Here is a 13,885-nt window from a genome sequence, read left to right as displayed (position 1 = left end):
CGGACGACAACACCTCATGAGGACTGCGCCGACACCAAGGGCTCCAGAGCGGCGACCGCTTCGGCGAGCCCCGACGGACGCGCCACACCGGCGACCGTCCGTCCCGCCCAGCCGGGGCCCAGGGCCAGCACGACCGGCCTGCGACGGGCGCCGCGCACTCCCCACTCCATCGCGGCCACGTGCTGGGCCAGCGGCCGGCTGGCGGTGGTGCGCGACTGCGCCCACAGTCCCACGGCGGCCGGCCCGGTCCTGCGCACCGCCGCGACGAGCGACTCGACCGGCAGGGCACCGCCGAACATCCGCACCGGAACACCTCGCTCGGTCAGTGCCGCGGACAGGACCTCCAACGGCAGGGTGTGGTTCTCCCCCGGCACACAGGCGAGCACCGTGGTGGCGCCGGGACGGTCCGCGACCGTGCGGGGCGCGGCGCGCCGAAGCGCCCCGGAGACGTGCCAGGACAGGAAGTGCTCGACCTCGACGTACTTCTCGCCCGACGTCTCCCACTTGCGGCCGACGGCCTGGAGCGTCGGCACGATCACCTCGGTCCAGGCGGCGACCAGCCCGTGTTCGGTGATCGCGGCGAGCAGCAGTTCGTCCAGGACGGCGGCGTCCAGGCGCAGGGCTGCCCGGGCGATTCCCCTGCACTCCTGACGTACATCGCCCAGTCGCAGGCCGCTCCCCGCCCGGCTCCGGGACACGGGCGACGACGCGGGTGGTGACCCGGCGGCGCTTCGGGGCTGGGCCACCGCCGGCGGCTCCTCGCTGCGCGCCAGCCGTGCCGCCTCGGCCGGTGGCAGCCCGGTCGCCGTGAGCGCGCACATCCGTTCCAGCCTCGCCACGTCCGCAGCCGTCCAGCGCCGGTGCCGTCCCTCCGTGTGGGCGTCCGGCCCGAGCCCGTACCGGCGAACCCACGTGCGGACCGTCGTGGGCGCCACCCCCAGTCGCCGCGCCACCTCTCCGGTGGTCAGACCGCCTGCCTGCCGGTCGCCGTCCCCGTAGCCGAACCGGTCCTCGCCGTTTTCCCTCGGTGTACTCACACCTCCAGCGTACGACGCACAAACGATGCATGTTGCCTGCGTCGTTTCAGCCTCGAAAACTGGAGCGGAGCGCGCGGCAGCCGCGCAGGGCAGACCGGTGAACCCGCCGTTCGGCGGACGGCCCCTTCCGTCCCCGTACGACGCACGGCAGGAGGAAAGGCCATGAACACGGACACACGACGGACCACGACGCTCGTCCCGCCCGTGGAGGAAACGCGGCACGAGGAAGAACTGGCTCGTGGCCTCGCCGGCGCCGACGAGGAAGCGTTCGCGGCCATCTACCGGCGCTGGGGATCACTCGTGCACACGATGGCCACCCGGTCCCTCGGTGACACGTACGAGGCCGAGGACGTGACCCAGCAGGTCTTTGTCGGAGCCTGGCGCGGTCGGCACGGCTTCCGTCCCGAGCGGGGCGCGCTCGGCGCGTGGCTGGTCGGGATCACGCGCCGCAAGATCGTCGACGCGCTGGCGGCCAGGACACGGCGTCTGGCCCTGGTCGAATCGGCCGCTCAGGACGCGACACCGGCCCGATTCGTCCAGCAGGCACCGGACGAGGTCCTCGACCGGGTGCTTCTCGTGGAGGCCCTGTCCCGGTTGCCGCACGCTCAGCGGGAAGTGCTGTGCATGGCCTTCTACGAGGACCTGACGCAGGCTCAGATCGCTGAGCGCACCGGCGTTCCCCTGGGCACGGTGAAGAGCCACGCCCGCCGCGGCCTGCATCGGTTGCGCACGGCCGTCGACCGGGCCGACGTGCACGGCACCGACCTCTGACCGGGGCGGAGCGGCGACGCCCGGGCGCATCCACGGCAACGCCCGGCCGCGAAACCCATGTGAGACCCACAGCAGGCACAGCTTCCTCCGAAGGGATGATCCCCATGACTTCCCGGACCACCGTCGCCGTCGCCGCCTCCACCGGGGCCTGCGCCCTGGCACTCGGCGTGACCGCACCCGCCATGGCGGCCCCCGACCAGACACAGGACCGAGCCATGGTGTCCGTTTTCCACGGCATCCCCGGCATGACGGTCGACGTCTACGCCAACGGCGACGAACTGCTCAGCGACTTCAAGCCCGGCACGGTGACCGCCCCGCAGTCCCTCGACGCCGGGACCTACGACATCCAGGTCTTCGAAGCCGGCCAGGGCCCCGAGGGCAAGCCCGCCCTGGAGAAGCAGGTGAAGGTACCCGAGGGCGGCAACGCCACGGTCGCCGCCCACCTCTCCGCCGAGGGCAAGCCCGAGCTGACGGCATTCACCAACGACGTCTCGAAGGTGGACGCCGGCCAGGCACGCCTGACGGTCCGCCATGTCGCGGCCGCACCCGCCGTGGACGTGCGGGCGGGCGGGCAGCCCGTCTTCACCGGCCTGGCGAACCCCGACGAGGACACCGCGGCCGTCGACGCGGGCACCGTGAACGCCGAAGTCGTCCTCGCCGGCACGGACACCGTGGCCATCGGACCGACCGACCTCGACCTCAAGGAGGGCACGAGCAACGTCGTCTACGCCTGGGGCAGCGCCGACGACAAGAACCTGGCCCTCGCCACCCAGACGTTCAGCGGCATGCAATCGACGCCCAACGCGGTCCACGCGGGTGGCAGCGGCGCCGCCGTCACCTCGAACTCCCCCGACCAGTGGCTGGCGTGGGCCGCCGCGGCCGGAGCGGTCACGCTGACCGGCGTCCTGCTGGCCCGCCAGGTCGCCGGCCGACGTGGGTGACGCCGCGCGACGGCTGACCGGACTGGCGACGGCGGCTGCCGCCCTGGCAGCCGTCCTCGCCGTTTCGGGCGGGCCGTCGGCAACCGCCCCGGCACCGCCCGACTTCGGGCGCGCGCCCTCGCAAGCTGCGCAGCAGCCGGCGGCGGCCCCGCTGCCCACGGGTACACAGTCGCGGTCCGACGCTGCTGCGGCAGCGTCGCCCGAGCGCGTCGAGGTGCGAGCCGTGGGCCTGGAGGCCCGTGTACGGCCGGTCGGCGTGACCGAGCGGGGAGCCATGGCCGTCCCCGAGGACCCCGCCGTGGCCGGTTGGTACCGCTACGGCCCGGTCCCCGGGAGCGGCGAGGGATCGGCCGTACTCGTCGGACACGTGGACAGCGAGACCGGCGCCCTCGGAGAGTTCGCCGCACTCTACGCCGTACGGCGCGGTGACCGCGTCGAGGTCCGGCGAGCGGCGGCCGCGCCGGTCGTCTACCGCGTCGTCTCGCGCACCACCGTGCCCAAGGACGAGCTGCCGCCCTCCGTGTTCCGCCGGACGGGCAGCCCCGTCCTCACACTGATCACATGTGCGCCCCCGTTCGAACCCGAGCGCGGAGGCTACCTTGCCAACCTCGTCGTCACCGCGGAGCCGCTGCCCGAGTGACAGCGCTGCCGCACGCGTCGGCGGCGTGCGCGCACATGGACCAGGAAAACCGAGACACAGGAGAGCGCAGTGGGTCACGTCGAGCCGTCCCACCTGGTGGAACTGGCACTCGGTCATGTGAGCGGCGCGGAGGACGCCGACGCCCTGCGGCACCTCGCTTCGTGCCCGCGCTGTCGCGGTGAACTCGCGCAGACGACCCGCGTGGTGGCCGCCGCGCGTGGTGCGCGGGTCGCGGACCTGCCGACGGCTCCGCCCGAGCGCGTGTGGCAGCGCGTCACGCAGGAGGTGTTCCGTCGTGCCGACGGGCTCCCGCACCCCGGAGAACACCCTGCGGGTCGGCCTGCCCCCGAGGGGAAGCGCGGTGTCCGGAGCATACGGACGGTCGGCGCCGGAGCACGCGAGGGCTTCTTCGCACTGGCTCTGGCCACCGGTGTCCTTCTCGTCCGGTGGTTGCGAATCAGGGCTGGGCGAGGGCGTGGAAGAGCTCCGGCCCGGTCAACTGCTCGATGAGCGTGCCCTGGGTGGCGACGAAGCATTGCCGCACTGGACGCCCGTCCACTGATTCCACCGCTGGACCTACCGTTGAACCAGGTCGGCGAGGTGCCAGGATTGACCCGGTACTCGTCTCGGTCCAGGAGCCGCATTCCGGGTGCGAAGGTGTTGCTGCGAAGGTGTTGCCGAAGCCGCTCACCGCGCCGGCGTTGACGCACTTCGACATCGACGACCGCCCGCAGGTCTCATCCCAGGTGGGCGGATCGTAGCGGGTGCCGTCCACCAGGTGATCGCTGCCGTCGTCGGTCTTGGCCGCCACGGTTCGGACGCACTCCCCACCGCCGTTCTTGCCGGCGGGCATGTGTCCGCCCTTGCTCGACGGTAAGCCCGGGAAACAGGGCGGTGAGGTGGAGCACGGTCACCAGGCCGACGGACGCGAGCACCGCGACGGCGCGGTGTCCGCCACGCACCGCGCCGTAGACAGCGACCAGGTAGGAGACGGCGAGGACCTCGAACCCGGCCGCCAGACGGCCCACCGCAGACAGCCCCGTGACGGCCAGGACCACGAGCGGCGCCCGGCGGCGCGCGGCCGGCGCCGGCCCGCCGACCGCCGGCAGGACGAAGCCGGACAACTCGCGGCCCCCGGACGGGGGCGGCCCGGACAGCCCGGTCCCCGAACGTGGTGGCCGGACGGTGCCGGAACCCTTCCGTGAACGCCTGCAGGATCTGTCGCTTGAAGTCCTGCCATCGAGGTGCCGCCCATCGAACGCACGACCGGGACGGAACACGGCATGGCTGGAGGCAGGGATAGCCTGACGGCATGACGGATGCGCCCGATCCCGACGCCGACCGCTACGCATACAGTCGCATCGCTCCAGCCCGCCTCGCCCTGTCCGCAAAGCCGCGTGGACTCGCCGACCGGGAGGGCCGCGCCGAAGCGGCGCAGCAGGCCGAGGATGCCCGGGCTCTCGCCGTTCAAATCCGTGTCGAAGCCGGAGAGTCCGGTGAAGGGACGTCATGACCGTACGAGCGACGCCCGGTGGGACACCGCCGGTTGCCCTGGTGCCGCCCTGTGCGCTGGCCGGGCTGTGGGCCGTGCGGCACGGGCAGAGCACGGCCAACGTCGCCTTCGCCGCGGCGGAGGAGTCCGGGGCCACCGTGCCGGTGCCCGGCCGGGACCGGGACGTTCCGCTGTCCGAGCGGGGAGCCACGCAGGCGGTCGCGCTGGGCGACTGGCTGGCCGGGCAGGCGCCGGAGGCCGGGCCGGACCTGGTGGCGTGCTCCCCCTTCACCCGCGCGCTGCAGACGTGGGAGGGGATGGCGGCCCGCGTTGCCGGGCTCGGCGGGCCGCAGCTGGAGGTGCTGGTCGACGAGCGGCTGCGGGACCGGGAGATGGGTGTGTTCGAGTTGCATCCTCCGGCGGCGTTGCGGGCCCGGGCGCCGCAGGAGGCGGAGCGCCGGGAACTGCTGGGCGAGTGGTGCTATCGGCCGCCGGGCGGGGAGGCCTTCACGGACGTCGCCGTACGCGTGGGCCAGTTCGTCTCCGACCTGGGGCGGGCCGCGCCGGGGCGCCGGGTCCTGGTCGTCGCGCACGACGGCGTGGTCATCGCCCTGCGCTACGTCCTCGCCGGAATCGGCGCCGTCGCGCCCGAGGAACTGCCGCCGGTCCCGAACGCCTCGGTGTCGCACTGGAACGGCGACGGCCACCGGCTGCGTCTGGTCACCTGGGGCGACACCGCTCACCTGACCTCGCTGGACGACATGGAAGGAATGACTCCCACATGACCGACCACTCCCCCACCGACCCGATCCTCGCGCACGTCGAACCGGTTCCCGGAGGTCTGTACGGGGACCAACCCTACGAGGCCGCACTCGCCGACCTGCGGTCGGCCGTGGCGGAGGTCTCCGCCGCGCTCCGCGACGCCGACGGCACGCGCGCGGAGCAGCTCACCCGCTACCAGCGGGACCTGGGCCGTGCCCAGCTCCGGATGCGCCCGGACGACACGGCCGCATTGGAGCGTGCCCACGCACTGTCCCGGACGGTGCGCCGCTACCTCGCCGGCGGGGCCGCGTGAGCCCGGCCCCCGAGGGCCGGCTGCCGCCGGAGGAGAATCGGCGCATCTTCCGCGAGCAGATCGCACCCGTCTACCTGGAGGACTGCACCCCGCAGCAGGCGCCGGTCGTGGTGATCGTGGCCGGGCAGACCGGGGCGGGCAAGACGGCCGTCACCCGCATGGTCAAGGACAGCCTGGAGCGCAGCGGGGAGGTGGCCTGGATCAACATGGACTTCTACAACCCCCACCACCCCGACTACGCGCGCTGGCAGGCCGAACGGCCGCAGGAGGCCGACGCCCTGGTCCGGCCGGACGGAGACGCATGGTGGGAACAGGCCCAGCAGTACGCGCTGGAGCGCGGCTTCCACATCCTGCTGGAGTCCGCCATGGTCACCCCGGACGAGTACGAGAACATCTGCCGCCGTGTCCAGTCGGCCCAGCTGCCGCCCGGCGTCGCCCCGTACCGGATCGAGACGGCCTTCGTCGCCGTGCCCGGCCCGGTCAGCCGACTGGGCGTCATGTCCCGCTATCTGGAGGAACTCCAGGAGCGCGGGCACGGCCGCCTGGTCGACCCAGCCATCCATGACGCCGCGCTCGCCGGAGTGGTCCGCGGCGCTGCGGCCTTCGAGGCGGAGGGCCTGGGGGACTACGCGGCCGTGCTGCGCCGCAACGGCTCCACCGTGCACTCCCAGCCCGTCGCCGCCGGCCGGAGCACGCCGGAGGACCAGCTGGCCCTCGTCGCCGCGATCAGGAGCGAGCACGCCCGTGTGCGGTCGCCCGCCGAGGCCGCCCAGTTCGCCGCCCGGCACGCGGCCGCGACGCTGATCGCCCCGGACTTCGCGATGCCGGAGCTGGAGTACATCGCCCAGGCAGCCGCGCCGCTTCTCCCTCCGCCCACCGCGCCGTGGAGGGAGGTCACCGCACGTGCCGCTCAGCTGCGCGGCACCGCTCCGGCCGGGCCCGATCCGACGCTGGCCGCCCACACCGACGCCGATGTCGTGCAGCTCCTCGCGCACACCCTCGTCGACCGACATGCGGCCCTGTCCGCAGGCACCGCGCAGACCGCCGGACGCCAGGAGGCGGCCACTGAACGACTGCTCGGGGAACTCGCCCGACGCGCGACGCTCACACCCGGCCAACGGGGTCAGGAGCAGCAGCAGCGCCAGGTCCTGAACACCGCCGCGCACCGCGCTGTCGGCGAACCGGGTTCGGCTCTGCCCGCCCGGCCCAGCGCCGCGGCGGCACGAAGCCGGTCGACGACCGTCACCCGATCCTCCGGCGACAGTCCGGCCATGCGGCCGAGTCCGGCGGTTGTGCCCCGACCCGGCCGCAGCCCCGAGCAGGGCCGCGGGCGCGGCAGGTAGGGCACGAGAGAGGCCCGCGCCTTCACTGCGCGGGCCTCATGGTCGGCGCAGTCCACCGTGTGCCTTCCCCACTGATGCGCGACCCTGCGCAAGGTGAGCCGGACAGGCGACGATCCGCGTAGCGCCTAGGAGTGTGGGGCTGAGGAAACGGCGTTGCGCTCGGTGTGATCGGCATGGATGCTGGCTCGCCGGAGGTAGTGGAGATGATCGATGTTGTCTTGAAGCTGTCAGCTCGTGATTTGGTGCATGCGGACCTCGTGTCGTGCGGGTGGGCGGGCTCTGAGCACCACCTGGCCGGCGTCGCCGAGCAGTTGGAACGTGTTCGGGCCGGCGAGGTGGACTACCTTGCGGTCTGCCCCGCGACGGACATCCCTGTGGCGAAAGGCGGCGTGGACTACCGGGTCAAGAAGGGGGTCGGCACTTTGTGGCAGCTGGCAGTCCACCCCGCGTTGCAGTCGTGCGGGATCGGCACGTTTCTTGTCGAAGCCGCAGAACTGCGGATCAGGAACCGCGGCCTGCGGCAGGCCGAACTCGGTGTGGAAGAAAGCAACACTCGGGCACGTGCGCTGTACGAGAGGCTGGGCTATGTCGCGTACGACCGTCAGCCGGACTCCTGGGACGAGCAAGCCCCTGATGGGTCGCTACGCCGCCACGAGACGATGTGCACGTTGATGCGGAAGGAACTCACGTAGGCTCAGTCACCTTCCCGGGTCCGGACACGAGGCAGCCCACTACCCGCCCCCGGCGATCTTTACGGGACAAGCCCCGTACGGCCTGTCGGGGAGGTGCTCGTCAGCGCACGAGCAGGTCGATCACGCCCGTCAGACCTCCTCGCCGCCGCCCTCGGCCAGGCGGCGGCTCATCGGGTACTACCTCCTCGGTGAGGACTTCGCCCTCACGGGTGGCCCCACGGCACGGGCCGGTCTCAGGCAGTCCGGGCTGCTCGCCCTCGTCTGCGACCCGGAGGTCCAGAGCCCCCGTGGTGGTACGAAGGAGAAGGCGCTCGTGGACGGTTGCACACTGACCGATTTCATCTCCCGACGCCGGCGTCGCGGTGGCGGCCGACAGGTCGTGTTGAGGCCGGGCGCCGAGCAACCCGGGGAGGATACTGAGCAGCTGCCCGACAACGCCGCTCCATCGCGTGCCGGACTTGCTGCCGCTCGCCGAAGCACGCATGGACGCCCCTGCCGGCACGGCCGGCGCGAGGGCCCGCGCGGTGATCGCGACCGGACCGAGCCGCAGCGTTCGATTCGTCCACGGAATGCGGCAGCACCGGATGCCGGCCCTCAGTGGCGGTACGCGACTGTCGCGATCCGGACGAAGGATCGGATCAACGGGTTGGTGTCACCCTCGTTCCACACCGCCACCACTCGGCTCGGCGCCATGTCGGCCAGCGGCACCACGACCAGCCCTGCGGGCAGGTCGTCCACGAGGGGGGCCAGTCCGACCGTGCCGTTCCACAACACGGCCTGCAGGCATTCCTGAACGGCGCGCACCACCGGCCCTTCTCGCGGCCTGCCACCGTTCCAGTACGCCTGCCAGACGGGGTCGGTGCCATGCGGGAACTGGAACCAGTGGCGGTCGCCCAGTTCGGCCAGCCACAACCGGTCGCGGCGGGCCAGGGGATCGTCGGCGCGCAGGACCACGCCGACCGGATCGGTACGCAGCGCACACACCGTCAGGCCGGTCTCGTCGAAGGGCGCCCGCGTAAGGGCCACGTCGACCAGTCCGGCGCGCACCCCGCACGTCGGGTCGGTCAGGTCGGTGTCGCGGATGCGGATGTCGATGCCGGGGTGGTCCCGACGGTAGGCGGCGGCCAGCCTGGACGCCCCCGGGTCGCCACCGTTGCCCAGGATGCCCACGGTGATGGTGGCGGCGCCGGCCGCCGCGCCGACGCGTACACGGACGCGGTCGGCATGGTCGAGCAGCGCCCGCGCCTCGTCGAGCAGCACCGTGCCCACCGGCGTGAGCGCGACGCCGGCCGGCGAGCGGACGAAGAGGAGGGCCCCGATCTCGGCCTCCAACTGCTTGATCGCCCGGCTCAGCGGCGGCTGGCTCATGTGCAGTCGGGCGGCGGCCCTGCCGAAGTGGAGTTCCTCGGCGACCGCCACGAAGTAGCGCAAGGTCCGTAGCTCCACGCTGCAACGATACCCACAAGGTATCGGCGCTGCGGGACGGGTCTTGGACACGGGCCAGGTTCCGGCGGTGCACTCGTGAGCATGACCGAAGAAGCAAGGAACAGCGAGCCGCGGGTCGACCCCGCGATATCGGTGGCGGGTCCCGGCGACGGCGAGACGATCATGCTGGGCACCACGCGCATGCGCGTCCTGGAGGACGGCAGCCACACCGGGCATCGCCTCGCAATCGCCGAGTCCGTCCTCGCCCCGCACACCCAGGGGCCGCCGCAGCACCGACACGCCCAGCACGACGAAGGCTTCTACGTCCTCTCCGGCACCGTGCGGTTCACCGTCGGGAACGACGACTACGACGCCTCCGCGGGCACGCTCGTGATGGTTCCGCCAGGCACCCCGCACACCTTCGCCAACCCGACCGACCAGCCCGCCGTCATGCTCAGCACCTTCACCCCCGACCTGTACGTGCAGTACTTCCGCGATCTCCAGGACGTGTTCGCCGACGGCCGCCCGCTGACGCGACAAGCCAACATCGACGCGATGAGCCGCTACGCGACCGAGCCCGCCACCGACCTCGCCTGAAGCCGACGGGAGTCAAGAGCCCTCCCGCAACCGACGCAATCGACAGGGCCGCGCGGACCCGTGGCCCGTGAACGGGAACGATGAACATCGCCTACTGGATCGTCGCGGGGCTCCTCGCCCTCTTCTACTGCTACGCAGGCACGCTGAAGGTGATTCGCAGCCGCGATCGGCTCCGTCCGATGATGGCCTGGGTCGACCGCATACCCTTGCCCGCCGTCAGGGCGCTCGGGACGGTCGAAGTACTCGGCGCCATCGGCCTGGTCCTGCCACCGCTGACCGGCGTCGCGCCCTCGCTGGCGACGGTCGCGGCCGTCGGCTTCGTTTTCCTGCAGACCGGTGCGATCGCCGTGCACCTGACTGGTGAAGACCGCCGGATCGCACTCAACGTCGGACTCACCGCCACAGCGGCCGTGACCATCTGGCTGGCCACCGGACTGTGACAACGCACGGTCACAACGCGCGGTCCCCACCCGGCTGTTCACCAAGGTGAGGCGCCGTAGAGGAGCGGGGTGCCCCGGGACGCGGTCGTCGGCGGTCAGGACGCGTCGCGGCAGGTCGGAGAGTGTGGCGCGCTCGTGGGGTGTCAGGCAGCCGAGGAACTGGTCCTGCGAGCGCTGCGCCACCTCCATCAGGTGGCGCTGGGGCCGCTCGCCCTCGGGGGTGAGGGCGACCAGTTGCCGGCGGCGGCCGGCGGGGTCGCGGGTGCGCCGCACGTAGCCGCAGCCCTCGACGGTGTCCAGGTAGCCGACGAGATGGCTGCGGCTGATCCCGAGCCGGTCGGCCTGGAACTGGAACTGGTGACCGTACCCGTCCACCCGTACCGGCCCGGGTTGCTCGACGCCTGGGCGACCCTCTCGGTGATCGCCGCCGCCACACGGCGGATACGGATCCTGCCCGACGTGGCGAACCTGCCGCTGCGCCCGCCCGCCGCCCCGGCCCGCACCTCGGCCGGCTTCGACCCGCTCAGCGGCGGGCGGGGCGTACTCGGCGTGGGCGCCGGGGCGTACTGGGACTCCATCACCGCCGAGGGCGTACCCCACCGCTCCCCCGGCGAGGCCGTGGCCGCGACGCGGGAGGCGATCGAGATCCTTCTTCGCGCCCTGAGGGCCGGCGGCGGACGGGTCCGCTTCGAGGGCAAGCACTACCACCTGGCCGGCGCCGCGGCCGGACCGGCGCCCGCCCACCCGATCTCCGTCTGGACGGGCACGGTGGGTCCCCGGATGCGGCGCCTGACCGGGGCCGCCGACCACGGCCGGCTGCCCAGCGTGCCGCACGTGCCGCCGCCCCGGCTCGCCCGCGGGCGACTGGTCATCGACGAGGCCGCCGAGGGGCCGGGTGGCAGCCGGAGCAGGTCCGCCGCCGACGCACCATCTCCCCGGGCCCCGGCGGCTTCCCGCAGGATGCGCCGCGGGACCGGCCCGAGCAGTTGGCGCAGCTCACCGTCGAGGTGGGCACGAGCGCCCATCTGCTGTCCTCGGGGCATCCGGAGCTGATCCGGACGTTCGCACGGAGGTGGCCCCGGCCACCCGGGAACTCGTCACCGCGGCCGGTGCCCGGGGCGACGATCCGCGCACGTCCCGGGCGACGGCGGCCGGGGTACGCGCCCCTTCGGCGGCGGCCGGGCACCCGTTCCGCCACGGCCCGGCCGGACATCGCCTGACGGCCCACCGACACCCCCCGCACTGATACGCCCCAGAGCGTCGCGCGTCGGCGGCCGGCGGTCGGAGGTCGACGCGCAACCACGGCAGCGGCACCATGTCGGAAGTGGCGCCGCAGCCGTACGCCCGGCCCGTGGCACAGGCGGACACGAATCAGCGGGCCACGACGTCGCGATGCGGGCCACGAGCCATGAGGCCGCCTGTCGGAAAGGGACCGGGGTCAGCCCTGGCGGCCGGGGAGCAGGGCCAGGGCCCGGGATCGCTGAGCGACGAGGTCGTCGTAGGTGCCGTCGCGCTCGGCCCAGCGGTGCACGAGGACGCCCTGGACGAGGATCTCGTGGGGGGTGGGCTCTTGCGACAGCAGGTGCATGACCTCGGTGGCGAAGTCGTCGAGCGGCAGCGCGTGCGGGTTCACCTTCTCCTGTCCTGCCGTGGCGACGGCCGGGGGCACCAGTTCGACGACGCCGACACCAGTGCCGTCGAGTTGCGCGCGCAGTGCCTCGGAGTAGGCGTGCACCGCGGCCTTCGAGGCGGCGTAGGAGGGCATCGGCGGGAACGGCAGGAAGGCGATGCCGGAGGTGACGGTGACGAAGGTGCCGGTGCCCCGCCTGACCAGGTGCGGGGTGAAGGCGTCGATGACGCGGATGGTGCCGAGCAGGTTGGTGTCGATCGTCGTTGCCGCCGTCTCGAAGTGCGCGGGGTCGCGCAGGTCCTCGAGGAGCATGACGCCCGACATCGTCACCACGGTGTCCAGCTCGGGGTGCCGGGCGAGCACGGCATCACGGAGAGACTTGACGGAGGAACCGTCGGTGACGTCGACGGCGAAGGTACCGAACCCCTCGCCGGCGAGTTCCGAGAGTGCCGCCGGGCTGCGGCCGCCGACGGCCACGGTGCTGCCCGCCGCAGCGAACCGCCGGGCCAGCTCTCGCCCGATACCCGAGGTTCCGCCGACGACGAGAACGGTGCGGTTGGAGAGATCCATGACATCTTCCCTTCAGTCCAGGGTGCCGTCGGCGTGGGGGCCTCGGCACAGACAGTGACGCTCCCTGTCTCTTTCGAAACAGTGCTGTCGCAGTCTTGACCGCCTCCGCCGGGTGTGGCAGGTCCCTCGTCTTCCCTGGTCCTGCCAGGGCCCCCTCTGGGGCACGCACACCGCATTACGGTGTCGGTATGAAGGACGAGGAATCCGGCAACCGGCTCGGCAGCTACCTCCGTGCCCGACGCGAACTGGTCACGCCGGCACAGGCAGGACTCCCGCCCGGGGGCAACCGCCGCGTACCCGGCCTGCGCCGCGAGGAAGTCGCCCTGCTCGCCGGAATCAGTCCCGACTACTATCTGCGCCTGGAACGGGGCCGTGACAAGAACCCCTCACCGCAGGTACTCGAGTCACTCGCGCGGGTCCTGCGACTCGACGACGTCGAGCGGACGTATCTGCTCGGCCTCGCGGCGGCACGCCCCAGGGCGCCGCGACGCAAGCGCCCCGAGCACGTACCGGCGCGCGTGCACGAGTTGCTGGCCCACCTGCAGATTCCCGCGTTCGTCGAGGGACGCGCGTTCGATGTCCTGGCCTCCAACCCCATGGCGGTGGCGCTCTCCCCCCGCCTGCGGCCCGGCCAGAACCGGCTGCGTTCTCTCCTCCTCGATCCCGAGGAACAAGCCTTCCACCAGGACTGGACGAAAGCCACCGCCGATTTCGTGGCCGCCCTTCGCACCACCATCGGGGACGACACCGACAACCCCCGGTTCGTCGAACTCGTCGGCGAACTCGCTCTGTCCAGTCAGCGGTTCCGTACGCTGTGGGCCCGCCACGACGTCCGCAGTCTCGACGGAGGCACGACCACCCTCCACCACCCCGTCGTCGGTGAGCTACGCCTCCACCGCGACAAACTGGCCATCGACGACGTCATCCTCGTCGTCTACTACCCCGACAAGGACAGCGACAGCGACGAGAAGCTGCGCCTGCTCGCCGCACTCTCACACACCGAGTCCGCCGGTGCGGCACACGACGAACCGGCAAACACCCCGCGCCCGGAGACACCCTGACGAGCACACACCGCTCCGGCGTCGAACCGAGCAACGTCAAGGACTGGACGGTTGCGCGCATGCTTCCTTCCGGAGGCGTGCCCGCATGGAACGCGGAACCCTGTGAGGTGGGTACTTGCCGGACCGTCACCGTCTTCGTACGGGTCCGCCCAGGCCGAGTGGACGTCGCGG

The 13,885-nt window shown here is 72.4% G+C and carries 17 protein-coding genes; 13 read left to right on the top strand and 4 right to left on the bottom strand.

Translation table 11 applies throughout. From position 1 onward, the window contains the following. Positions 1 to 14 precede the first annotated feature (14 nt). Positions 15 to 968 (bottom strand): MerR family transcriptional regulator, encoded by a 954-nt coding sequence (locus tag AB0P07_RS27510; protein ID WP_365555350.1) that lies wholly within the window; start codon positions 966 to 968, stop codon positions 15 to 17. A gap of 231 nt (positions 969 to 1,199) precedes the next feature. On the opposite strand from AB0P07_RS27510, the gene AB0P07_RS27505 reads away from it, so the two are divergent. The 3 genes from AB0P07_RS27505 (at position 1,200) to AB0P07_RS27495 (ending at position 3,389) form a co-directional block, all read left to right on the top strand. Next, entirely contained in the window at positions 1,200 to 1,808 is a 609-nt protein-coding gene (locus tag AB0P07_RS27505; RefSeq protein WP_365555234.1) for a sigma-70 family RNA polymerase sigma factor, read from the top strand. A 104-nt stretch (positions 1,809 to 1,912) separates the two neighbouring features. Beyond that, positions 1,913 to 2,749 (top strand): DUF4397 domain-containing protein, encoded by an 837-nt coding sequence (locus tag AB0P07_RS27500; protein WP_365555232.1) that lies wholly within the window; start codon positions 1,913 to 1,915, stop codon positions 2,747 to 2,749. Between the two features lie 223 nt (positions 2,750 to 2,972). Further along, positions 2,973 to 3,389 (top strand): class F sortase, encoded by a 417-nt coding sequence (locus AB0P07_RS27495; RefSeq protein ID WP_365555230.1) that lies wholly within the window; start codon positions 2,973 to 2,975, stop codon positions 3,387 to 3,389. A 457-nt stretch (positions 3,390 to 3,846) separates the two neighbouring features. Here AB0P07_RS27495 and AB0P07_RS27490 read toward each other — a convergent pair whose 3' ends face one another. Further along, positions 3,847 to 4,200 carry a hypothetical protein gene (locus AB0P07_RS27490; protein WP_365555228.1) on the bottom strand — a complete coding sequence of 118 codons (354 nt, stop codon included), beginning with the start codon at positions 4,198 to 4,200 and terminating at the stop codon, positions 3,847 to 3,849. Between the two features lie 52 nt (positions 4,201 to 4,252). Here AB0P07_RS27490 and AB0P07_RS27485 point away from each other — a divergent pair, with 52 nt between their 5' ends. The 6 genes from AB0P07_RS27485 to AB0P07_RS27460 all read left to right on the top strand — a co-directional run bounded on the left by AB0P07_RS27485 (position 4,253) and on the right by AB0P07_RS27460 (position 7,991). Further along, entirely contained in the window at positions 4,253 to 4,594 is a 342-nt protein-coding gene (locus tag AB0P07_RS27485; protein WP_365555226.1) for a hypothetical protein, read from the top strand. Positions 4,595 to 4,701: 107 nt separating this feature from the next. Further along, positions 4,702 to 4,902, top strand: a complete 201-nt coding sequence (locus tag AB0P07_RS27480; protein WP_365555224.1) for a hypothetical protein — start codon at positions 4,702 to 4,704, stop codon at positions 4,900 to 4,902. Further along, a complete protein-coding gene (locus AB0P07_RS27475) occupies positions 4,899 to 5,666 on the top strand; it encodes a histidine phosphatase family protein (protein ID WP_365555222.1) in 768 nt (255 codons plus the stop codon). The genes AB0P07_RS27480 and AB0P07_RS27475 overlap by 4 nt, the downstream gene beginning before the upstream one ends. Continuing rightward, positions 5,663 to 5,956: a hypothetical protein gene (locus AB0P07_RS27470; RefSeq protein ID WP_365555221.1), complete on the top strand. Its 294-nt coding sequence runs from the start codon at positions 5,663 to 5,665 to the stop codon at positions 5,954 to 5,956. The genes AB0P07_RS27475 and AB0P07_RS27470 overlap by 4 nt, the downstream gene beginning before the upstream one ends. Then, a complete protein-coding gene (locus tag AB0P07_RS27465; RefSeq protein WP_365555219.1) occupies positions 5,953 to 7,299 on the top strand; it encodes a zeta toxin family protein in 1,347 nt (448 codons plus the stop codon). Before AB0P07_RS27470 ends, AB0P07_RS27465 begins: the two co-directional genes overlap by 4 nt. 203 nt (positions 7,300 to 7,502) lie before the next feature. Further along, positions 7,503 to 7,991: an N-acetyltransferase gene (locus AB0P07_RS27460; protein WP_365555217.1), complete on the top strand. Its 489-nt coding sequence runs from the start codon at positions 7,503 to 7,505 to the stop codon at positions 7,989 to 7,991. A 594-nt stretch (positions 7,992 to 8,585) separates the two neighbouring features. On the opposite strand, the gene AB0P07_RS27455 is transcribed toward AB0P07_RS27460, so the two are convergent. Next, positions 8,586 to 9,437: a LysR substrate-binding domain-containing protein gene (locus tag AB0P07_RS27455; RefSeq protein ID WP_365555216.1), complete on the bottom strand. Its 852-nt coding sequence runs from the start codon at positions 9,435 to 9,437 to the stop codon at positions 8,586 to 8,588. An 81-nt stretch (positions 9,438 to 9,518) separates the two neighbouring features. Between AB0P07_RS27455 and AB0P07_RS27450 the strand changes: the two genes are divergently transcribed. The 3 genes from AB0P07_RS27450 to AB0P07_RS27440 all read left to right on the top strand — a co-directional run bounded on the left by AB0P07_RS27450 (position 9,519) and on the right by AB0P07_RS27440 (position 11,506). After that, positions 9,519 to 10,013: a cupin domain-containing protein gene (locus AB0P07_RS27450; RefSeq protein WP_365555214.1), complete on the top strand. Its 495-nt coding sequence runs from the start codon at positions 9,519 to 9,521 to the stop codon at positions 10,011 to 10,013. An 80-nt stretch (positions 10,014 to 10,093) separates the two neighbouring features. Then, the gene (locus tag AB0P07_RS27445; RefSeq protein WP_365555212.1) at positions 10,094 to 10,453 is read left to right on the top strand and encodes a DoxX family protein; all 360 of its coding nucleotides are present in this window, start codon (positions 10,094 to 10,096) and stop codon (positions 10,451 to 10,453) included. A gap of 135 nt (positions 10,454 to 10,588) precedes the next feature. After that, entirely contained in the window at positions 10,589 to 11,506 is a 918-nt protein-coding gene (locus AB0P07_RS27440) for an LLM class flavin-dependent oxidoreductase (protein WP_365555210.1), read from the top strand. Between the two features lie 385 nt (positions 11,507 to 11,891). Here AB0P07_RS27440 and AB0P07_RS27435 read toward each other — a convergent pair whose 3' ends face one another. Next, positions 11,892 to 12,653 (bottom strand): SDR family NAD(P)-dependent oxidoreductase, encoded by a 762-nt coding sequence (locus tag AB0P07_RS27435; RefSeq protein WP_365555208.1) that lies wholly within the window; start codon positions 12,651 to 12,653, stop codon positions 11,892 to 11,894. A gap of 188 nt (positions 12,654 to 12,841) precedes the next feature. Here AB0P07_RS27435 and AB0P07_RS27430 point away from each other — a divergent pair, with 188 nt between their 5' ends. Further along, entirely contained in the window at positions 12,842 to 13,714 is an 873-nt protein-coding gene (locus AB0P07_RS27430) for a helix-turn-helix transcriptional regulator (RefSeq protein WP_365555207.1), read from the top strand. Positions 13,715 to 13,885: the final 171 nt, after the last annotated feature.

The organism is Streptomyces sp. NPDC085944 (assembly GCF_040686295.1).
GTDB classification, from domain to species: domain Bacteria; phylum Actinomycetota; class Actinomycetes; order Streptomycetales; family Streptomycetaceae; genus Streptomyces; species Streptomyces salinarius.
The sequence above is the reverse complement of the archived record's forward strand: the minus strand, read 5'-3'. Positions and strand labels throughout refer to the sequence as shown.

What these genes read in the sequence shown, in the direction of transcription:
- AB0P07_RS27505 (WP_365555234.1), top strand. Translation starts at nt 1,200, where the DNA reads ATGAACACGGACACACGACGGACCACGACGCTCGTCCCGCCCGTGGAG.
- AB0P07_RS27500 (WP_365555232.1), top strand. Translation starts at nt 1,913, where the DNA reads ATGACTTCCCGGACCACCGTCGCCGTCGCCGCCTCCACCGGGGCCTGC.
- AB0P07_RS27480 (WP_365555224.1), top strand. Translation starts at nt 4,702, where the DNA reads ATGACGGATGCGCCCGATCCCGACGCCGACCGCTACGCATACAGTCGC.
- AB0P07_RS27475 (WP_365555222.1), top strand. Translation starts at nt 4,899, where the DNA reads ATGACCGTACGAGCGACGCCCGGTGGGACACCGCCGGTTGCCCTGGTG.
- AB0P07_RS27470 (WP_365555221.1), top strand. Translation starts at nt 5,663, where the DNA reads ATGACCGACCACTCCCCCACCGACCCGATCCTCGCGCACGTCGAACCG.
- AB0P07_RS27460 (WP_365555217.1), top strand. Translation starts at nt 7,503, where the DNA reads ATGATCGATGTTGTCTTGAAGCTGTCAGCTCGTGATTTGGTGCATGCG.
- AB0P07_RS27450 (WP_365555214.1), top strand. Translation starts at nt 9,519, where the DNA reads ATGACCGAAGAAGCAAGGAACAGCGAGCCGCGGGTCGACCCCGCGATA.
- AB0P07_RS27445 (WP_365555212.1), top strand. Translation starts at nt 10,094, where the DNA reads ATGAACATCGCCTACTGGATCGTCGCGGGGCTCCTCGCCCTCTTCTAC.
- AB0P07_RS27435 (WP_365555208.1), bottom strand. Translation starts at nt 12,653, where the DNA reads ATGGATCTCTCCAACCGCACCGTTCTCGTCGTCGGCGGAACCTCGGGT.
- AB0P07_RS27430 (WP_365555207.1), top strand. Translation starts at nt 12,842, where the DNA reads ATGAAGGACGAGGAATCCGGCAACCGGCTCGGCAGCTACCTCCGTGCC.